At 72.8% G+C, this 18,272-nt stretch carries 19 protein-coding genes and 1 rRNA gene; 8 read left to right on the top strand and 12 right to left on the bottom strand.

Going from position 1 to position 18,272, the window contains the following annotated elements; genetic code table 11:
* Window positions 1–99: ribosomal RNA gene (rrf, locus tag AC156L_RS04975) — 5S ribosomal RNA — on the top strand; the annotation flags it as partial.
* A 68-nt stretch (window positions 100–167) separates the two neighbouring features.
* On the opposite strand, the gene AC156L_RS04980 is transcribed toward rrf, so the two are convergent.
* The gene (locus AC156L_RS04980; protein ID WP_330878884.1) at window positions 168–1,109 is read right to left on the bottom strand and encodes an NAD(P)/FAD-dependent oxidoreductase; all 942 of its coding nucleotides are present in this window, start codon (window positions 1,107–1,109) and stop codon (window positions 168–170) included.
* A 125-nt stretch (window positions 1,110–1,234) separates the two neighbouring features.
* Between AC156L_RS04980 and AC156L_RS04985 the strand changes: the two genes are divergently transcribed.
* Complete coding sequence (locus AC156L_RS04985; RefSeq protein WP_330878883.1) at window positions 1,235–1,414, top strand: hypothetical protein; 180 nt, start codon at window positions 1,235–1,237, stop codon at window positions 1,412–1,414.
* A gap of 16 nt (window positions 1,415–1,430) precedes the next feature.
* On the opposite strand, the gene AC156L_RS04990 is transcribed toward AC156L_RS04985, so the two are convergent.
* Both AC156L_RS04990 and AC156L_RS04995 read right to left on the bottom strand, forming a co-directional pair.
* Window positions 1,431–2,006 carry an LURP-one-related family protein gene (locus AC156L_RS04990; protein WP_484406633.1) on the bottom strand — a complete coding sequence of 192 codons (576 nt, stop codon included), beginning with the start codon at window positions 2,004–2,006 and terminating at the stop codon, window positions 1,431–1,433.
* 54 nt (window positions 2,007–2,060) lie between these two features.
* The gene (locus tag AC156L_RS04995) at window positions 2,061–2,396 is read right to left on the bottom strand and encodes a nucleotide pyrophosphohydrolase (RefSeq protein WP_330878881.1); all 336 of its coding nucleotides are present in this window, start codon (window positions 2,394–2,396) and stop codon (window positions 2,061–2,063) included.
* A 224-nt stretch (window positions 2,397–2,620) separates the two neighbouring features.
* Here AC156L_RS04995 and AC156L_RS05000 point away from each other — a divergent pair, with 224 nt between their 5' ends.
* Together AC156L_RS05000 and AC156L_RS05005 are read left to right on the top strand one after the other, a co-directional pair.
* The gene (locus AC156L_RS05000; RefSeq protein WP_330878880.1) at window positions 2,621–3,127 is read left to right on the top strand and encodes a DinB family protein; all 507 of its coding nucleotides are present in this window, start codon (window positions 2,621–2,623) and stop codon (window positions 3,125–3,127) included.
* An 80-nt stretch (window positions 3,128–3,207) separates the two neighbouring features.
* Complete coding sequence (locus tag AC156L_RS05005; protein ID WP_330878879.1) at window positions 3,208–3,747, top strand: IS1096 element passenger TnpR family protein; 540 nt, start codon at window positions 3,208–3,210, stop codon at window positions 3,745–3,747.
* A gap of 227 nt (window positions 3,748–3,974) precedes the next feature.
* Here the strand turns inward: AC156L_RS05005 and AC156L_RS05010 are convergent, their stop codons facing one another.
* The gene (locus tag AC156L_RS05010; protein ID WP_330878878.1) at window positions 3,975–5,048 is read right to left on the bottom strand and encodes a helix-turn-helix domain-containing protein; all 1,074 of its coding nucleotides are present in this window, start codon (window positions 5,046–5,048) and stop codon (window positions 3,975–3,977) included.
* A 46-nt stretch (window positions 5,049–5,094) separates the two neighbouring features.
* Entirely contained in the window at window positions 5,095–5,733 is a 639-nt protein-coding gene (locus AC156L_RS05015) for a hypothetical protein (RefSeq protein ID WP_484406634.1), read from the bottom strand.
* An 83-nt stretch (window positions 5,734–5,816) separates the two neighbouring features.
* On the opposite strand from AC156L_RS05015, the gene AC156L_RS05020 reads away from it, so the two are divergent.
* Complete coding sequence (locus AC156L_RS05020) at window positions 5,817–6,266, top strand: very short patch repair endonuclease (RefSeq protein ID WP_330878876.1); 450 nt, start codon at window positions 5,817–5,819, stop codon at window positions 6,264–6,266.
* A 5-nt stretch (window positions 6,267–6,271) separates the two neighbouring features.
* On the opposite strand, the gene AC156L_RS05025 is transcribed toward AC156L_RS05020, so the two are convergent.
* The 5 genes from AC156L_RS05025 to AC156L_RS05045 all read right to left on the bottom strand — a co-directional run bounded on the left by AC156L_RS05025 (window position 6,272) and on the right by AC156L_RS05045 (window position 13,709).
* On the bottom strand, window positions 6,272–6,676 hold the full coding sequence (locus AC156L_RS05025; RefSeq protein ID WP_330878875.1) for a hypothetical protein: 405 nt from the start codon (window positions 6,674–6,676) through the stop codon (window positions 6,272–6,274).
* 168 nt (window positions 6,677–6,844) lie between these two features.
* Window positions 6,845–9,763 carry an AAA family ATPase gene (locus AC156L_RS05030; protein ID WP_330878874.1) on the bottom strand — a complete coding sequence of 973 codons (2,919 nt, stop codon included), beginning with the start codon at window positions 9,761–9,763 and terminating at the stop codon, window positions 6,845–6,847.
* Between the two features lie 25 nt (window positions 9,764–9,788).
* The gene (locus AC156L_RS05035) at window positions 9,789–10,895 is read right to left on the bottom strand and encodes a metallophosphoesterase family protein (protein WP_330878873.1); all 1,107 of its coding nucleotides are present in this window, start codon (window positions 10,893–10,895) and stop codon (window positions 9,789–9,791) included.
* The gene (locus AC156L_RS05040) at window positions 10,892–11,305 is read right to left on the bottom strand and encodes a hypothetical protein (protein WP_330878872.1); all 414 of its coding nucleotides are present in this window, start codon (window positions 11,303–11,305) and stop codon (window positions 10,892–10,894) included. Before AC156L_RS05040 ends, AC156L_RS05035 begins: the two co-directional genes overlap by 4 nt.
* A 1-nt stretch (window position 11,306) precedes the next feature.
* On the bottom strand, window positions 11,307–13,709 hold the full coding sequence (locus tag AC156L_RS05045; protein ID WP_330878871.1) for an AAA family ATPase: 2,403 nt from the start codon (window positions 13,707–13,709) through the stop codon (window positions 11,307–11,309).
* Between the two features lie 287 nt (window positions 13,710–13,996).
* Here AC156L_RS05045 and AC156L_RS05050 point away from each other — a divergent pair, with 287 nt between their 5' ends.
* Window positions 13,997–14,881: an aminoglycoside phosphotransferase family protein gene (locus tag AC156L_RS05050; protein ID WP_330878870.1), complete on the top strand. Its 885-nt coding sequence runs from the start codon at window positions 13,997–13,999 to the stop codon at window positions 14,879–14,881.
* On the opposite strand, the gene AC156L_RS05055 is transcribed toward AC156L_RS05050, so the two are convergent.
* Both AC156L_RS05055 and AC156L_RS05060 read right to left on the bottom strand, forming a co-directional pair.
* Entirely contained in the window at window positions 14,859–15,224 is a 366-nt protein-coding gene (locus AC156L_RS05055) for a peptidase inhibitor family I36 protein (RefSeq protein ID WP_330878869.1), read from the bottom strand. The two genes, AC156L_RS05050 and AC156L_RS05055, sit on opposite strands and share 23 nt — an antisense overlap.
* A 108-nt stretch (window positions 15,225–15,332) precedes the next feature.
* Window positions 15,333–16,148: a DUF72 domain-containing protein gene (locus tag AC156L_RS05060; RefSeq protein WP_330878868.1), complete on the bottom strand. Its 816-nt coding sequence runs from the start codon at window positions 16,146–16,148 to the stop codon at window positions 15,333–15,335.
* Between the two features lie 77 nt (window positions 16,149–16,225).
* Here AC156L_RS05060 and AC156L_RS05065 point away from each other — a divergent pair, with 77 nt between their 5' ends.
* Both AC156L_RS05065 and AC156L_RS05070 read left to right on the top strand, forming a co-directional pair.
* Window positions 16,226–17,008, top strand: a complete 783-nt coding sequence (locus AC156L_RS05065; protein WP_330878867.1) for a metal-dependent hydrolase — start codon at window positions 16,226–16,228, stop codon at window positions 17,006–17,008.
* A gap of 25 nt (window positions 17,009–17,033) precedes the next feature.
* Window positions 17,034–18,272 carry an MFS transporter gene (locus AC156L_RS05070; RefSeq protein ID WP_330878866.1) on the top strand — a complete coding sequence of 413 codons (1,239 nt, stop codon included), beginning with the start codon at window positions 17,034–17,036 and terminating at the stop codon, window positions 18,270–18,272.

Below are 18,272 nucleotides of genomic sequence, written 5' to 3' on the forward strand. Positions count from 1 at the left end.
GGGGAAACACCCGGTCCCATTCCGAACCCGGTAGTTAAGCCCTCCTGCGCCGATGGTACTGCACTGGTGACGGTGTGGGAGAGTAGGTCGCTGCGGGACAATTTTTCCCTCAGGGGGAGTTCCTTTATGGGACTCCCCCTGAGGGCTTTTGTGCGTTGGTTGGCTGGTCAGGCCAGTTGTGCCGCCAGGGCTTTGCCGAGTTCCATGCCGGACAGCCAGGCGGTTTCCACCCGTGGGTTGCCCCAGGCGTCGCCCGCGATACCGATGCGCTGTTCGTCCAGGTGGAACGGGGTTCGGCCTGGTGCGGTGGGGCGGGCGTAGGTCCAGCGGTGCACGTGGGCTGTGACGGCTCTGGTGTCGAGGCCCAGGACTGTTCGGACGGCGGCTTCCACCTCGTCGCTTGCGGCTGCTGGGTCGGCCACGTAGTTCTCGGCGAACTCGGCTGTGGTGTGGGCCACCAGGACCGGGGCGGTGTCGCCGCGGCGGTCGCCGTCGTCGAAGACCGCTTGCAGGATCGGGTGGTCGTTGACGAACGCGCCGTGGAAGTCGGACCAGTCGCGTGAGGGGAAGACGAGGGTGACGGCCAGCGACGGCAGCCACCGCTGGTCTTCTACGGCGGTGCGGGCGTTCAGCAGCTCCGGGTGCAGGACGCGCAGTGCCTGGGGGCCGGGCATGGCCAGCACCACCGCGTCCGCTGCGATGCCGTCGACCTTGGGGCCTGGTTCGATCCACTCGACGGTGCGGTCGGTGGTCACGTCGAGGCCGTCCGCCAGGTCTTCCGCCAGTGAGCGGAGGCCGTTCGGTGCCGCCCAGCGCATCGGGCCGGTGGTCTGGTGGCTGCCGTCCGGGTCCAGCACGGACAGCGTGTCCGTCCACTCGCGGACCAGACCCCTCTCCTGCCAGCGCGTGACCAGCGAGGTGAAGCCGTCGTCCTGCGCGGTGAAGTAGGCGGCGCCGATGTCCGTGCGCCGGTCGTCGTACCGCTTCGTCGCGAGCCTGCCGCCGCAGACGCGTGAGCGTTCGAGCACCCGCACCGCCAGCCCGGCCTCGGTCAACGACCTGGCGCAGGCGAGGCCCGCGATTCCCGCTCCCACCACGACCACTGCCACGTCGTCAGCTTATGAGTGGCGCTCAGTCACGGCTGAACGGGGCCGAGCGGCCGACCGGTCAGGAGTTTGCTGCGAGCGGGTGACGTGGGGGAGCCGTGGCGTCCGCGCTGCTTAACGTGATCGCCATGAACGTCGACCTGGAGGTCCCGGTGCGGTGGCGCGGTGTGCGGAAACACGTGATGCGCAAAAGAAGGCGGGGCAGGCACGCTCGGGAGAGGGCGCCTGCCCCGCCGACGTTGATGGCGGCGTTCTTCGGGATCGTGCTGCTGGTGGCACTGGTCCTGCTGCTGCTCACCTACGTCTAGCCCGCCGTGAACCCGATCAGCGCGACTGGAGGGCGTCCACGGCGACGGCCTGCGCGATGACGACCCGGCGGTCGATGTACTGGTCCTGGATGTCCAGGAGGTAGTGGTCACGCAGCCAGGTCTTCTTGTCCACGCTGAACACCGGTGCTCCGCCGCGGGTGAAGTCGAAGTGGTAGCGCATCGGGAACGGGAAGTTGTTGAGGAACGGGATGAAGTTCCACAGCCTGCGGAACACCGCCACGCCCTGGCTGCGCTCCTTGCCGGTCGCGGTGGGTGCGCCGGGCTGGTCCAGGTGCCACGTCGAGTTCAGCAGCGACTTGCCGAAGTCCTTGCGGAAGAAGCCGATCGGCTGGTTGTTGCCGTCGATGACGTCGTACCCGCTCGCCAGGTCGATGACCTTGCGGGCCCGGAAGTTCGCCAGCACCGTGGACTTCGAGGAGTCCGTGTAGATGGTGACGTGCTCCTTGAACGCCATGCGCTTCTGCTCCACGAAGGCGACGACGGTTCCCGGCTCGCCCTGACCGTTGTCGGCGAAGATCTCGTAGCGGTTCACCATGAAGGTGACCTTCTGGTGCATGTGGAGCCGGTTCATTTGCTGCGGGTTCACATTTCCCCCTGGGCTGGTCCGAGTGAGTGACAGAGCATGTCACTCGACCGGGCGAAGGTCTCCGGTGGGGAACCTCTTCTCGTTGCGCTCGATCTTCGCGAACGCGGCCTCGACCAGGTCGACGTCCAGCTTGTCGGCCAGCCGGACCAGGTAGTGCACGACGTCGGCCAGCTCGTCGCGGACGTTCCAGGCCAGCTCCGGGTCCGACATGGCCCGCGCCGCCTCCTCCGGCGTCAGCCACTGGAACAGGTCGGTCAGCTCGCCGACCTCCCCGGACAAGGCCATGACCAGGTTCTTCGGCGTGTGGTAGGTGTCCCAGTCGCGGGCGGCGGCGAACCGGCGCAGCGCGTCCCGCAGGTCTTCCAGGTTGTTCATACCCGCAGGGCTACCACACCGGTCGCGGCGGTGGGCGGTGTTCCGCGGGTGCTCGGTCGCGAACGTTTGCGGACTGTGCTGTCCCCACGGGTGTCCAGCGATAGCGTCAGCGTGCGGACGCTCCGGCACGGGGCCCCGGCGAGGTCGGGTCCCGCGTGGTTCGTCGACCCACCGGGCGGGCCGCGACCTGTCGACCGCTCACCTGACCAGTGGAGGACACCGCAGTGACCGACCAGCGCACCGACCCGGCACCGGTAGCCGATGAGCGCACCACCCTCGTGGGATTCCTCGACCACCACCGCGACACCCTCGCGATGAAGTGCGAGGGCCTCACCGACGAGCAGTTGCGGCTCCGGGCCGTGCCGCCGTCCACCATGTCGCTGCTGGGTCTCGTGCGGCACCTGACGGAGGTCGAGCGCGGCTGGTTCGGCCGTCGGGTCGCGGGGCGGGACCTGCCGCCGCTGTACTTCAGCGAACCGGACAACCCCGACGGCGACTTCGAGGACCTCGACTCGCCCGACGTGGCCGCGGTCTTCGAGGCCTGGCGGACCGCCTGCGCCGAGTCGAGGGACATCGTCGCGGCCACCCCGCTGGACTCCACCGCCCAGCGCCGCGACGGCACCGACGTGACCCTGCGCTGGATCGTGCTGCACATGCTGGAGGAGTACGCCCGCCACAACGGGCACGCCGACTTCCTGCGGGAACGCATCGACGGCTCGACGGGTGAGTGACCAACACGGTGGAGTTGGGGAAACACCCGTTCGAGATCCACTATCTTGTCGCCGTGGCACGCACCTGGTTATCGATTCGCGTGGAACTGGTCGAAGGCCGTGGACAGCTGTTCTGGCCCCGGCCGGGCCGTGACTTCGTCGTGGCGAGGACGCACTCGTTCGGACAGCTGGCTCGGGCGGTCGACATAGCGTTCGCCCGGTGGGACCTGGCCCACATGCACATGTTCACCCTGTTCGGCGGGGCGTGCATCAGCGCGCTGAACCACTGGGACGGCGATGAGCCCGAGGGCACGATGGACAGCGCCAAGACCAAGTTCGGCAAGCTGAAGCCCGGTGACCAGTTCGCCTACGTCTTCGACTTCGGTGACGAGTGGGCGCACGTGTGCACGGTCGGCGCGGAACGCGTGGACCCGCTGGAGCTGCTCGGCTACGTGCCGGACGGGCCGACGCCGTACTGGGGGTGGGGCGAGCTGCCCGACCAGTACGGGCGCGGGTGGGACGACGACGGCGACGTGGCTCCGAAGCCGCCGAAGCCGGTGCTGAGCGACCTGCCGCCGATCCTGCCGCTGTGGGGGAAGCAGCAGCGGCGGCGTGGTGCGGGGGCCAGAGGGCCTGCGTGATGGGCTGCGGTCGGGGGACCGGGGTGATGATGGGTGGTGGTCGGAGACCGGGGTGACGGGCGGCGGTCGGGGGGACCAGGGTGATGGACGGCGGTCGGGGACCGGCGTGATAGGCGATGGCCGGGGGCCCAGGGTGATGGGCGGCAGTTGGGGGATCGGCGTGACGGGCGGCTGCCAGGGGGCGGCGTGGTGGGCGGCTACCAGGGGACCGGGGTGACGGGCTGCGGTCAGGGGACCAGGGTGAGTTTGCCCTGTCTGGGTGTGGTGCGGCTGGCGCCGGGAAGGGCGGTGACGACCAGGCCGAACAGGAGGGTGTTCAGCTCGGTCGGGTCGAGCAGCAGTTCGTGGGCCACCTGCTGGGGGCTGGTGCCGCGGTCGCGCAGGGTGCGGAAGACCTTGGTCAGCAGCAGCGAACCCTCGCGGGCGGTCAGGCCGTCCGGTTCGGCGAGGCGGTAGCCGCGGCGGCTGAGTTCGGCGCAGACGGTGCCGTACTGGTCGGCGGTGAGCAGACCGAGGTCGCGCAGGCGGTAGGTGAGGGCCAGCGCCGAGACCCGCCAGTGCGCGCGGTGGGTGAGCACCTGCTCGGTGACCGGGCCGCGGGGCACGGAGGCGAGCACGCCCGCGCGGGGCATGAGGAACGCTCCGGCGAAGGTGTTCGCCTGGCGTTCCGCGTCCTCCGGGCGGGTGTGCGCGTGCAGCACGAGGTGGCCCAGTTCGTGGGCGGCGTCGAACCGGCCGCGTTCGGCGGACGTCGTCGGGTTGAGGAACACGTACGGCGTTCCCGCGTGCCAGAAGGAGAACGCGTCCACCTCGGCGCAGTCGGCGGGCAGCGAGAACACCCGCACGCCGTGCGCCTCCAGCAGGTGCACGGTGTTCGGCGCCGGACCGGAGCCCAGCCCCCAACGGCCGCGCACCATGCTCGCGGCGGTCTCCGGGTCGGGGTGCTCCAGCGTCGGCACGTCCGGCACCGGCAGCGTGAACGTCCGCTCCAGCCACCGGTTGACCCCGATCGCCAGCCTGCCCGCCGCCACCGCCGCGTCCCGCCGAGGCACGGGAACCCTGGCCGCCGCGCGGAACGCGACGGCCTCGCACGGCAGTTCTGCCTCGTCGGGGGCTTCGAGGAACTCCACCGGGAAGCCGAGCGCCTCGGCCAGCGCGACCGTCGTCTCCGCGCCGGGCCGCCGCCTGCCGCGCTCGTAGTCGCCGATGCTGCTCGCGCTCACCCCGACGGTTCGGGCCACGTCGGCCGCGGTCAGTCCACGCCGCTTGCGCGCGAGGACGAGTCGGGAAGGTGTGAGCATGGTGGCGCCATTCTGGTACCTCCTCCCGAACCGCCGCCAGACGGGGTCAGCGCAGGGACACGGTGAAGTCGATCTCGTCCGGTCCGTCGGGCGTGATGCCCGGCACCGGGCCGAAGTCGTAGGGCGGCAACGTGATCCGGTGCGACCAGTGGTCGATCACCTGCCCCTGCGGCGTCGGCTCCGGCTGCGACACCTCCCGCAGCACCACCAGCCGCCCGTCCCGCACGATCGGGAACGTCACCAGGAACCACAGCTTCAGCCCGCCGCTGCGCTCGAAGTCGGAGAACAGGCTGAACTGGTCGTGGTCGTTGTCCCGCGTCATCGCCGTGATCGCGGGCCCCTTGGTGTAGTCGCTGCGCAGCTTCGCGCCGGGATCGCCGGTGTGTCTGTTGCCCTGCAACGCCCCGAGCACGATCGGCTTGCTCGGGTGCCGCACCAGCCCGGCGTTCCACTTGTCGTACCGGCTCCACCCGAGCCCGACCAGCAGTTCGCGCAACCGCCCGACGCGGTGGATCCAGTCGAGCAACCCGGCCCCGTTGGTGGGGCCGAGCGGGGGAGCGGACGTGCGCGCGTTCAGGCCGGCCCAGATCGCCTCGTCCAGGTGCTCGACCTTCAGATCGAGCTCGGCCAGGCGGGCGTCAGGACCCGGCATCGGCGTCGCCGGGTGGAACAGGATCTCGGTCATGGGGTCACGGTAGCGAGGGGGTCCGACAGTTTTCGGTGGCCGGATCCGGGCTGGTTGTCGGTGCTCGGTGGGAGGGTGCGGACGTGTACCAGCACGTCGACCCCGGCCCGCCTCCCCCGCCGAGTTCGTGGGCGACCGCGAGGGTCATGGGGCGCACCCGGCGCACCGGGACCGCGCCCGAGTTGGCCCTGCGGCGGGCGATGCACCGCCGCGGCCTCCGGTACGTGGTCGACAGGTCGCCGCCGGGCACGAACCGCCGTCGCCGGGTGGACGTCCTGCTGCGCGGCCCGCGGATCGCGCTGTTCGTCGACGGGTGCTTCTGGCACTCGTGCCCCGACCACGCCCACCTGCCGGTGGCGAACCGCTCGTGGTGGCGGCTCAAGCTGAGGGGTGTCGTGCTGCGCGACCGCGACTCGGACCGCCGACTCACCGCCGCGGGCCGGCGTGTGGTGAGGGTGTGGGAGCACGAGGACCCGGAGGCCGTCGCGGACTGCGTCGCGTCCCTCAGCCGGGGGCTGCGCGGATGCCGGTGAGCCGGTCAGCGGTCGTCGAGGGGCAGGGCGGTCAGCAGGCCGGTGGTCACGTCGGTCGTCTCGGTGTGCCAGCCGCGCAGTTCGTCGACCGCGGGCGCCCTGGCGTAGTCGGTGTGGTTCGCGACCACGCTCAGGGTGCCCCAGAGGCGGGCCGTGTGGTGGGCGAGCGGGGTGTCCACGTACAGCGGGAGGGTGAGGAGGTCCGTTCTCATGCCGGTGCTGGCTTCGTGGTGGGCGCGGTGCAGGGCCGCCACCGAGCGTTCCAGCGCGGTGCGCAGGAGCCAGGCGCAGCACTTCGGCCAGATCCCGGTGGCGAGCCCGCCGGTGGTGAGCAGGCCGTTCGCGAAGCGGAGTCGTTCGGCGACCTCGTCCTGGACCGCCGTCGTGGTGGTGGCTGTTCGGCTCGCCAAGGTTCTGTCTCCTCCGGTTCGCGCCAGTTGTCGAAAACGTAGAGCGCAAAGAGACCTACTGAAGAGTTGTCACACCATCGGGTGTAATTGGTTAGGTTGAGAATGCGCTGGTGAGGCACGCCGTGTGGTCGAGTCACACCGACGTGTTCACCCGATTTCTGCGGGCTCTCATTCCACCGGGATCTGGGTGAGTTCGCGCAGCGCGTTCCGGTCGCCGTCCAGGTGTCCGCGCGCCCAGGACAGGACCGAGGACTCCTGAGCGAACAGGACCACCTGGCGGTCCGCGGACAGGGCCAGCAGCAGGTCGAGGATGGCGGTGGTGCGGCTGTCGTCGGCCTGGACGGTGATGTCGTCCAGCAGCAGGGGGCACGTTTCGCCGGGTGCGGTCAGGTGGTCGGCCAGGGCGAAGCGCAGCAGCAGGTAGACCTGCTCGGCCGTGCCCAGCGACAGGTTGGCCGCCGGGCGCCACCGGCCGGAGGGGCCGCGCACGGCGACCTTCAGGGTGGCCGGGTCGACGGTGGCGTCGGTGTAGCGGCCGTCGGTGATCCCGGAGAGGTGGTCGCACAGGGTCGTGGCGAGCGCCGGGGCGATGTCCTGGTGGACGCTGTCCTGCGCGGAGGCGAGGAACTTCCGGGTGAGGGTCAGCGTGGTGGCCAGGCCCATGACGTCGGCCAGGTCGGTCTGCGCGGCGGCCAGCGCCTCCTCGGCCTCGGGGACGCCGGGCAGGGTGCGGCCGCGTTCGGTGAGCGCGCCGCCCAGTTCGTCGGCGGCCGTGGCCATCCGCTTGGCCTCGGTGCGGGCCGCGGTGACGGCGGCTCGGGCTTCGACGAGCAGCACCTCGATCCTCTCCGCGTCGGCGGTGACCGCCTCGCGGTCGTCCTGCTCGGCGGTGTCGGCCAGTTCGTCGAGCCTGGCGGGCCTGGTCGTCACGTCCTGCTCGGCGTCGCCGACGAGGGCGTCGCGCTCGGCCAGCGCGGTGGCCGCGTCGCGCTCGTCGCGGTCGGCCTCCTCCTTCAGCGCGGCGAGCCGCCGCGCCGTCGTGACGACCGCGGCGGCGAGGTCGTCACGGGTGGTGCCGGTGAGCAGGCCGGTCAGCTCGACCCAGGCGTCGCGCTCCTCCGCGCTGGCGCGGAGCTGGTCCTCCCAGCCGCGCTGCCACGCGTTGAGCGCGGCCAGCAGTTCGGTGTCCGTGGTGGCGGTGGAGCGCTCGTCGATGGCCAGCACGGCACCGCGCACCAGTTCCAACGCCTTGGCGCGCAGGCGTTCTACCTCGACGGCGGCCTCCTCGGCCCGGTCGCGTTCGGCGACGGCCCGCGTCAGCACGTCCTTCTGCGCGGCCATGGCGGCCTGCCGGGCGGCGACCGCGCAGGACCGCTCGTACAGCGCGAGCAGCTCGCCGACGTCCAGCTCGGGTTCGGGATAACCCTTGGCGGCCAACGCGATCCGCAGCTCCTCGGTCTGCCTCGTCGCCTTCTCCGAGTACTGCCGCTGGTGCTCGTCCCAGACCGCGCGGTCCGAGCGCAGGCTGATCTGCCGCTCGGCCCTGGTGGCGAGGCCCCGCAGCACCGGTGGTTCCACGGGCAGGCCGAGCGCGGCGCACCGGGCCGCGGCCCCGGTCGCGGCCGAGTGGTGGAGCTGGTCGCCGGAACCCGTGGAACCGGTGGTCGCGGACTCGACGAGCCGCAGGACACCGAGGAACAGCACGGGGGTCAGCAGGGCCAGTCCGAGCAGCCACGGTCCCATGAGGACCAGGGCGAGCCCCAGCGCTCCCACGGCGCCCGCCGCGGTGCCGACCGCGGTGCGGCGGAGGGACTTCGGGCGCGGGGGAGGGGTGTCGAGCGCGGCGGCCAGCTCGCGCACGGCGGCGGGGCCGACGGCCAGCGCCGCGGTGAGCCGGGTGTCGCCGATCTGCTCGTCGACCATGGGACGGCGGCCCTCGTGCGCCGCCACGACCGCGAGCGCGCGTTCACGGGCCAGCGCCAGTTCGCGGATGCGGGGCTTCACCTCGGTGTCGCCGGTGGGCGGTTCCGGCACGGCCGCCAGTTCCTGCCTCAGTTCGGCGGCGGTGGACCCGGTGAGCTTGCGGGGCTTGGGCACCGCCCGCCACGCCGCGAGCGCCGCGTGCACGATCCGCGTCGCCTCCTCCTGCGCGATGAGCCCGACGGGGGCGACGCCGCCGAACCGCTCGTCCAGCTCGCGCACGCGGGCGAGCCGCTGTTCGGCCCTGGCGACCTCGGCGGCGCCCGCGTCGACCTTCTCCCGCGACCGCACGGCTTTGCGCACGGCGGCGGTGTGCGCGCGGGTCGCGGTCAGCAGCGCGTCCAGCGCCGAGGCCGCCGCGTCCGCGCGCTCGGCGGCCTCGGCCGCGGTGTCGGCCGCGGCGCGGCGCTCCTCCGCCTCCACCACGAGGTCCAGGTACCGCTGGTGCGCGGTCACCGCGTGGGCGAGGTCCCGCTTGGCCTGCTTGAGCCGGTACTTGGCGACCTGGAGCGGTTTGCTGGAGTTCGCCCGCCCCAGCCCCACGTGGTCGCGCTGGAACGACTCCAGCCGGTCCAGCGCCGCCACGGCGGTCGCGTCGGCGCCCGCGGTGGCCGCCGCGCGCTGGAGGTGCTCCTGGAGCCCGTCGGCCGCGCCCAGCACGCCCAGCAGTTCGGCCTGGTTCACGCACGCGGTGGCGGCGAAGGACTTGCGGTCCAACCCGAGCCAGCGGCTGCCGTCGGGCGCGCCCTCGAACACGACCTCCGCGCTGACGTCCGACCGCTGCCCGACGTCCACGACCCGGCAGCCGCCCCGGCCCGCGAGGTCCTGGCACAGCTCGACGCGCCGCCCGTCGTCGAGCCGCACGACGGCCGAGACCCGCCAGTCGTCGCCGTGCCACGGCTTGTGCTGCTCGGCGAACCGCCGTTCCGCCACCGTGGCCGCGCCCCGGCCCCGCCGTCGCCCGCACAGCGCCGCGTAGATCGCGGCGTGCCACGAGGACTTCCCCGACTCGTTCGCGCCCGCGATCACGGTCAGGCCCGGTGCCAGCTCCAGGGTCCGGCCTGCCAGCGGACCGAACGCGTGGGCGGTCACGGACTCGATTCTCATGGACTACCCCTGGTCTTCAGCTCTATCAGTGCACGGCAAGGTCGGCGGTGCGTCCGTCGAGCGCGCGCAGGCCCGTGACCAGCACCCGCCGCCGGGTGTCGTCGTCGAGGCGCGGGTCGGCCCGCACGTCGCGGACGAAGCGGCCGCGCACGGTGGGCTCCTCGGCGAGCGCGGTGAGGTCGTGGGCCACGACGAGGTTCCCGAAGCGCGGCACCAGCGCGTCCAGGTGCGGCGCGGCCGAGACCAGTCCCGCCGGGGACAGGTCCACGTCCGGGCCGACCTCCCCGCCGAGCGTGACCCTGGCGGTGCCCGTCAGCCCGGCCGCGGCGGCGGCGATCCGCTCGCGCACCTCGTCGACGTGCGCGGCCCCGGCCAGGTCCACCGCGACGTCGTGCACCCGGCTGGTCGACACGTCGTGGCGGACCCTCTCCACCCGGCCGTCGTCGTGGACGGTGCAGAGCACGGCGCCCCTCGGACCGCTCTCGCCGAACGTGAGCGGGTCGGGGTTGCCGGGGCAGGTGTGCCGCGGCGCGTCGACCGGGGTGTGGAAGTGCCCGACGAACGCGTGGTCCAGGCCGGAGGCCTCGACCTGCTCGGCGGTGAACGGCGCGTGCGGGGCCGTGCCGGACCCCTGCCCGGCCAGGCCCGCCACCTCGGAACCGTGGAACAGGGCCAGGTTCACGCCGCCGCGCCCGACCTCGAACCCGGTCAGGAACCCCTCGGCGGTCACCGGCGCGCGGTGCGCCGCTCCCCACAGGGTCACCCCGTCGGCGAGCGGCTCGGGCACCAGGCGGTCCTCGGTGAACACGTGCACGTTCGACGACCACGCCACCTGCTGGTACGGGCTCCTCGGGCCGTAGCGGTCGTGCTCGCCCGGCGCCACGTGCACCGGCACGGCGACGTCCTCGAACGCGTCGCGCAGGAACTCGGCCGTGGCGGGGGAGAACCGGTCGTGCTCGTAGAGGTCGCCCGCGCACAGCAGGGCGTCCACGCGCTCGGACCTGGCGAGCGCGGTGATCCGCTCCAGCGTGGCGCGCAGCGCGGCCCTGCGCCCCCCGGCGACGCCCGCCGGGAACGGTGTGGCGGCGAAGGAGGTGTCGAGGTGCAGGTCGGCGAACAGCAGGAGCTTCACCCGTGTCTCCGCGAGGCGGACTCGACGCGGGGCCTCGGCAGCAGCAGGGGCTGGGCGGCGAGCAGCGCGCCGCTGAGCCACCGGGTGTCCTCGTGCCAGCCGCGCAGCTCGTCCGCGGTCGGCGCGATCTCGTAGTCGTGGTGGTGCGCGGCCCGGCGCAGCGCGTGCCACAGCTGCGCGGTGTCCGCGGCGACGTCGTCGCCCACGTGCTTGGGCAGGCGCAGCAGCAGGGCGTGCATCGACCTGGTGGCGCTCGGGTCGTCGGCGCACACCAGCGCCACCACCGCGCGCTCCAGCGTCGTGCGCAGCAGCCAGGCGCCGCAACGCACCCGCACCCCGTCCAGCCCGCGCGCGTCCGCGAGCATCCGGCCCACGTGGTCGAGGCGGTCGAGCACTTCCCGATCAGTCACGTCACTCCTCTCGCAGCCAGTTCGTCAGTCGTTCGGTGTCCCGGATCAGGGCCAGCAGGTCGCCGTCGTACGACGAGACCGTCCCCTCCCGGCAGGCGTTCAGCACGCCCACGGCCCAGGCGCCGAGCGTGTTCGTCAGGTAGGACAGCAGGTTCCGGTTCTCGGCCGGGTCGTCGAACACGGCGAGCGCCAGGCGCTGACGGGTCGTCAGCGCCTGCTCCAGCACCTGCTCGACCTCGGCGTGCGGCTGGCCGCGGGCCAGCCGCACCTGGCGGAACCTCATGTCCCCCGCGGTTTCCAGCGCCGCCCGGCAGCAGGAGGCCACCAGTTCGGCGCGTGCTTCCTCGGGGAGGTCCTCGGTGGTGCGCATGGCCCGCGCGTCGGACAGGTACCGGTCGACGGGGTCGTCGCACCTGCGCACCCGCACCGCGGAGCCCTCCTCCCGGCACACCTCCCACACGGTCGCGGGGAGGCGGAGCCTGCGCACCGCCTCGGTGAGGCGGTCGTCGTGGGTGAACACCACGACCTGCCGGGTGAGGCCGACGTCGGCGAGGACCTGCGCGAGACCGTCCACCTTGGCCGGGTCCATCGCCTGCACCGGGTCGTCGATCACCACGAACCGGAACGGGCTCTCGTCGACCACGGCCCTCGGCAGGAACAGCGCGAGGGCCATCGCGTGCAGCTCGCCCTGGCTCATCACGGCGAGCGCCGAGTTCGGCTTCCCGTCGACCGAGACGTCCAGCTCCACCCGCCGGTTGTCGTGGCCGGTGCTCTCCAGGTGCACGGTGCCGAGGTCGATGTTGCTCTGCTGGCGGAGCCGCTGCCAGATCCGCTGCGACTCCTTGGCGAACGGCGCGATCCGCTCCGAGCGGAGCCGCGCCGCGGTTCTTCGGATCCAGTTCTCGGCCTCGGTCACGTCGGCGAGCACCTGCTGGTCGGCCAGCGCCCGCTCGGCCTGCGAGTGCCACTCGAACAGCGCGAGCGCCATCGGCCGCCACACCAGGTCCCGCTTGTCGATCTGCTCCCGCGCGGCGGTCTTGAGCGCGTCGACGGCCGCGAGCACCGCCGCGTGCCGCTCGGGCAGGTCGGTGCGCAGCTTCACCGGGTCCTCGTAGGTGGAGCACTCCGCCCACACGGCCCACGCCGCGCGCACGGCCTCGGTGTGCAGGAGACCGTCGACCTCCTTGAACAGCTCGGGGACCGGTGTGCACAGCGAGCGCGCGGCGGCGGTCGCGGTGTCGAGCCGGGTGCCCGCGTCGTGCAGCACCGCCGCCGCGGCGGCCAGGGTCTCCGCCCGCTTGGTCGTCGCGGTGAACCAGCGCTGGTCCAGCACGCCGATCCCGCAGACGGGGCACGACTTGTTGCCCTTGGCCTCGTGCAGCTCCAGCGCCACGCGCAGGACCTCGCTGGTGCGCAAGCACATCTGCGCCCCGTCGGTCGCGACCGCGGCCACGCCCGCGAGCGCCGCGTCCAGCTCCTCCAGGCAGCGCGCCACGTCCGCGGCCGACGGCGGCGCCAGCTCGGTCACCCGGAGCAGCAGCGGCATCCCGCCGGCGCCGACGTCCGTGCCCAGCGCCAGGTCCGCCAGCGCGTCCAGGTCCGGGTGGTCCTGGCCCAGCAGTTCGGCCGCGCGCTGCGCCCGGCCGTCGGGTGAGGCCGCCAGCTCCTCGCGCACCTTGGCCCGCCGGTCGTGCGGCCGGGCGACCACGTCCGCCAACCGCTTGCGGTGCTCGGCGAGCCGGTTCTGCGCGTCGGTGATGGCCTCCAGCCCCAGCAGGCTGTGCACCGCGTCGTGCAGCTCGCTCGGCTTGCCCTCCAAGGACTTCCCGAGTTCGCTGTAGGGCAGGAACGGCCGGTAGGTCTCCAGCGCCGACCGCCACCTCGCCTGGTCGAACGGCTCCGGCTCCCGCCCGTCGGTCTGCTCGGTCCACGTGCCGCCGGTGAAGTCGTCGCCGTCCGCCCACGCCCGGCGGATCGTGGTCGCGCCCTCGCCGCCCGCCCGCACCAGCGTGATGGCCACCGAGGCGTCCTCCGGCGAGTGCAGGTTGCGCCAGCCCTGCCGCCACACCTCGTTGAGCGACTTCGTCCACCGGGTGTTGTTGCCGGTCAACGCGAACTCCGCGGCCTCGGCGAAGCTCGACTTGCCGGAGCCGTTGCGCCCGGTCACCACGGTCAGGCCCGGCCCGCTCACCAGCGGCAGGTCGACCTCCTGGCCGATGCCACGGAAACCCCGCACGCGCACGCCCGCCAGGTAGATCCCGGCACCCAGCGACCGGCGGGGGTGGGCCTCGGGGGCGTCCTCGGCGACGACGCCGTCCAGGACGCGGTTCAGCGCCGCCTCACCACGGCAGGCCGCGATCACCAGTTCGGCGGCACGAGGGGTCAACTCCCGATCACGTGCCACCCGGCTGAGCATCAAACCGTGTAATCCGGTTCCGGCAACCGCCACCGTTGTGTCTCCTCTTCGTGCTGACGCAGCACGGCTAGGCGGGAAACGTAGGCGCAACGACCAGCGTTGTTGAAGGGTGTTCACACGATCGAGTGGTCGCTATCGGGCGAGGCTGATCTCGCAGAGTTACCAATTTCGCGCGGAATTCCCGTGGTCACGCACTCGGTGGACGCACGATTCCCCCTGGCGGGCCACGAACAATTCGATGTGATCGCGAATCGTGTTCTGGGAGGGTTTCGCGGGTGGACGTCGAGGAGATCACCGAACGCCTGACCCGTCGCTTCGGACCGTCGGTCGCCGACTGGTGCGCGGGCGCGCCCGCCCGCGCGGAGCGGGCCGCCGCCGAGTGGGGACTGGCCCTGGGAGAGCTGATCACCGACGGCGCGTCGTCGGTCGCGGTGCGCTGCGCGTGGCCCGACGGCACCCCCGCCGTGCTCAAGCTCAGCCCGGAGGAGCCGTTCCTGGCCGAGCAGGTCGCGATGCTGCGCCGGTTCGCCCCCTCCGGCCGGGTGCCCGCCGTGCTCGCCGCCCGCGCGGACGCCGTGGTGCTGGAGGAGGTCCGGCCCGGCACGGCCGCCGACGAACTCGACCGGCACCCCTCACCGGAGCTGTGGGCCGACCTGGTGGGCGCCCTGCACGCCGTCGAGCCGCCCGCCGACGCCCCGCGCGACCTGCGCGACCGCACCGGCGAGTCCTTCGCCCGCATCGGCCGGCGCCTGGCGGAACCCGCGATCGGCGCGCGGATCAGCCGCCGCACCTGGGACCTGGCGGCGCGGCGCTGCGAGGCGCTGCTCGACACCGCGGCGGCGCGGGTCGTGCTGCACGGCGACCTGCACCTGGGCAACGTGCTCGACGGCGGCCCGCGCGGACTCGTGGCCATCGACCCGAAGGTCTGCGTCGGCGACCCGTGCTTCGACGCCTTCGACTACGTGCTGGCCGGAGCCGGGCTGGACGGCGTCGAGAACCGGTGCGCGGCGCTCGCCGAGGCCGCGGGGCTCGACGGCGACCGGCTGCTCACGTGGGCCAGGGTCGGTGCCCCGATGCTCGCCATCGCCCTCATCCCGGACGGCGCCGCCGAGGAGGCCGTGGCGGAACTGCTCGCCCTCAGCGCTCCCACACCTGGATAGCCCGCACGACGAAAGGGGCGTCCGGCACGTACGTGCCCTTGCCGGGGTAGGTGGTGAACTCGGCCTCCGTCGAGCACGTCTCGCCCTGGAAGACGCTCGCGTCCCTGGTCAGCCGGTTCACGAACGAGCGGGCCACCAGCCCGCCCGGCAGCGGGATGCACTCGCCGGGGTTCGCCGACTCCAGGTCGAGCCGCTTCGCCGGACCGGTGTACTCGACGCCGCCCCACAGGCAGAACTCGCCGCGGTCGCACACGGGCTCGGCGGACTGCTGGGCCGCGGCGGTGCCGCTCGCGACGAGGGCGCCCGCCGTGATGGCCAACGCCGTCACCAGGCTTCGGGTCATGGTCAACCTCCGTCGCTCGCGCACCGCTCCAGACTCGGCCGTTCGGCCTGATCCCGCGCCGGAGTCGCCCGCCGTTCACCTCATCGTGTGCGCGACACGCCGAAGCGGCTACTCGACCTTCCGGATCAGCGCTACCGCGTCGCGCGGAGCCATGACCTTCGCGTCGTTGTCGAAGTAGACGAACACGTCACCGCGACCGGCCCAGGCGCGGACCTTCGCCGCCCACTCGTCGAGCCCCTCGTCGGTGTAGCCGCTGACGTACAGCTCGTCGGCGCCGTGCAGCCGGACGTAGACGAAGTCGGCGGTCACGGCCTCCAGGCGCGGGAACTTCCCCGCCGAGTCCGCGACCACCAGCGCGATCCCGTGCTCGCGCAACAGGTCGGGCAACCGGGGGTCGGTGAAGCTCGGGTGGCGGACCTCCAGCGCGTGCCGCAGCGGCCGGTCGGCGTCGGTCGTCGTCCACGCCGGGTCGACGCGCTCGTCGTGCCGGGTCGCCAGCTCGGCCGCGGCGCTCGTCGTGCGGGGCAGGTCGCCGAAGAACCCGACCAGCAGGTCGGGGTCGAACCCCAGGGTCGGCGGCAGCTGCCAGAGCACCGGCCCCAGCTTCGGGCCGAGCGCCAGCACGCCGGAGGCGAAGAAGTTCGCCAGCGCGCCCCCGCTGTCCCGCAAGCGCTTGAGGTGCGTGATGAACCGGCCGCCCTTGACCGAGAACACGAAGTCGTCCGGTGTCCGAGCGGCCCACTCCAGGTAGCTCGACGGCCGTTGCAGCGAGTAGAACGAGCCGTTGACCTCCACCGAGGTCACCTGCCGCGACAGGTGCTCCAGCTCCCGCTTCCGCGCCAGGCCCGGCGGGTAGAAGACACCGCGCCACGGCGGGTACACCCAGCCCGACGTGCCGATCCTGATCTCGCCCACCGCACCCATGCTGCCCCGGCGGCCGCGAAGCGGAAAGTCGGGCGAACTTGACCTTGAACCGCCCGCCCCGGATGCTCGAACGGGTGATGGGACGAACGCACGCGCTCACCGGGTGGTGTGCGGGACTGGGGATCGCCCCACTGCTGGGCCACGGCGACCTGGGCGGAGCCGTCCTCCTCGGACTGGTGACGGCCGGGTTCGCGCTGCTGCCCGACTTCGACCACCGGCACTCGACCGCGTCGCGCTACCTCGGCCCGCTGACCGGGGTCGTCTCGTTCGTGCTCCGCAAGTCGTCGAGGTACGTCTACGCGATCACCAAGGGGCCGCGCGACGAACCGGTGACCGGCGAGCACCGGCACCTGTCGCACACCGTCCTGTTCGCCGTGCTGCTCGGCTACCTCACCGCCGGTCTCACGGAGCTGGGCGGCAGGTGGGCCGTGCTCGGCGTCGCGGTCTTCGCCGTGCTGCTCGCCGAGGCGGCGCTCGGCGACTGGGTCGCGGTCGTGTTCGTCGGCGCCGCCGGGTGGTGGCTCGTCCGGTTCGGCTTCGACGCCGCCCTGGTCCAGATGGAGGGCCTGTCCGGCGTGCTGGGCATCGCCGTGGCCGTCGGGTGCTTCGTGCACTGCCTCGGCGACGCCGTGACGATCTCCGGCTGCCCGTTCCTGTTCCCGCTGCCCATCGCGGGGGAGACCTGGTACGAGCTGCGCCCGCCGAAGTGGCTGCGCTTCCGCACCGGCGGGCCGGTCGAGTCGATGCTCATGTTCCCCGCCGTCGCGGTCGCCGCGCTCCTGCTCATCCCCGGCGCGTGGACGCTCGTGACGTCCATCCTCCCGGCGCTGCACAAGTTGACCCAACCAGGCTCAAGTTAGTTGCCGTTGCCGGCATCATGTCGGCATGGGGTTGCTGAGGAACAGGGATTTCCGCCTGCTGTGGGCGGCGGACGTGGTCAGCCAGGTCGGCACCGGCGTCACCGTGCTGGCCGTGCCGCTGCTCGCGGTGCGGGTGCTCGACGCCACGTCGTTCGAGGTGGCGATGCTGCGGTTCGGCCAGACGATCGCGTTCCTGCTGATCGGGCTCCAGGTCGGCGTGTGGTGCGACCGGCTGCGCTGCCGCCCGCTGCTGGTCGCCGCGGACCTCGGGCGGGCGCTCGCGCTGCTCAGCGTGCCGGTCGCCGCCGCGGCCGGGGTCCTCACGCTGGCGCAGCTCTTCGTCGTCGTGCTGGTCACCGGCACGCTCACGGTCGTCTTCGACATCGCCCACCCGTCGTACGTGCCCCGGCTCGTCGACCGCGCCCACCTCGTCGAGGCCAACACGAAGCTCCAGCTCAACCGGTCGACCGCCGCCATCGTCGCCCCGAGCCTCGGCGGCGGGCTGGTGCAGTGGCTCGGCGCGCCCGTGGCGCTGCTGGTCGACGCCTGCACGTACCTGTGGTCCGCGCTGTGGCTGCGGGGGATCCGGGCGGTCGAACCCGTGCCCGACGCCGAGCGGCGGCGGATGTGGCCCGAGGTCCGCGAAGGCCTCGGCGTGGTCTTCGGCCACCCCGTGCTGCGGGCGATCAGCTGCCACGGGGCCACGTTCTCGGTCTTCCAGTCCGCCCACTCGGCCGTGGTGGTCGTGTTCCTGGTCCGCGACGTCCACCTGTCCCCGGTCGTGATCGGCCTGCTCGGCAGCGTCGGCCTGCTCGGCGCGGTCTCGGCCGCGCTGCTGACCGGCCGCCTGGCCGCGTGGATCGGCGAGGCGCGGCTGCTGTGGATCGGCGGCGTCGCCTGCGGGGTCGCGTTCCCGCTGTTCCCCCTGACCAGCCCCGGCTGGGGCCTGGTCTGCTACGTCGTCGCCACCTGCGTCACCAGCTTCGGGATCATCTGCGTCAGCGTCCTGGTCGTCAGCTACCGGCAGGCGGTCTGCCCGCCCCACCTGCTCGGCAGGGTCAACGCCACCTCGACGGTCGTGATCTGGGGCGCCATCCCGGTGGGCAGCCTGTTCGGCGGCGCCGCGGCGACCCTGCTGGGCGTGCGGGGCGCGCTCGTCGTCGCCGCGGCGGGCGTGCTGCTGTCGTCGCTGTGGCTCGTGCTGTCGCCGCTGCGCGGGATGCGCGACCTGGCACCGCCTGGCGTTCCCGTCGCCGGCGGGTGA

The sequence above is a fragment of the Umezawaea sp. genome (assembly GCF_057122925.1).

Coding starts and splice junctions, on each gene's coding strand:
- AC156L_RS05010 (WP_330878878.1), bottom strand. CDS start 5,048: ATGCTCACACCTTCCCGACTCGTCCTCGCGCGCAAGCGGCGTGGACTG.
- AC156L_RS05055 (WP_330878869.1), bottom strand. CDS start 15,224: ATGACCCGAAGCCTGGTGACGGCGTTGGCCATCACGGCGGGCGCCCTC.
- AC156L_RS05065 (WP_330878867.1), top strand. CDS start 16,226: ATGGGACGAACGCACGCGCTCACCGGGTGGTGTGCGGGACTGGGGATC.
- AC156L_RS05070 (WP_330878866.1), top strand. CDS start 17,034: ATGGGGTTGCTGAGGAACAGGGATTTCCGCCTGCTGTGGGCGGCGGAC.
- AC156L_RS04985 (WP_330878883.1), top strand. CDS start 1,235: ATGAACGTCGACCTGGAGGTCCCGGTGCGGTGGCGCGGTGTGCGGAAA.
- AC156L_RS04990 (WP_484406633.1), bottom strand. CDS start 2,006: ATGAACCGGCTCCACATGCACCAGAAGGTCACCTTCATGGTGAACCGC.
- AC156L_RS05060 (WP_330878868.1), bottom strand. CDS start 16,148: ATGGGTGCGGTGGGCGAGATCAGGATCGGCACGTCGGGCTGGGTGTAC.
- AC156L_RS05015 (WP_484406634.1), bottom strand. CDS start 5,733: ATGACCGAGATCCTGTTCCACCCGGCGACGCCGATGCCGGGTCCTGAC.
- AC156L_RS04995 (WP_330878881.1), bottom strand. CDS start 2,396: ATGAACAACCTGGAAGACCTGCGGGACGCGCTGCGCCGGTTCGCCGCC.
- AC156L_RS05030 (WP_330878874.1), bottom strand. CDS start 9,763: ATGAGAATCGAGTCCGTGACCGCCCACGCGTTCGGTCCGCTGGCAGGC.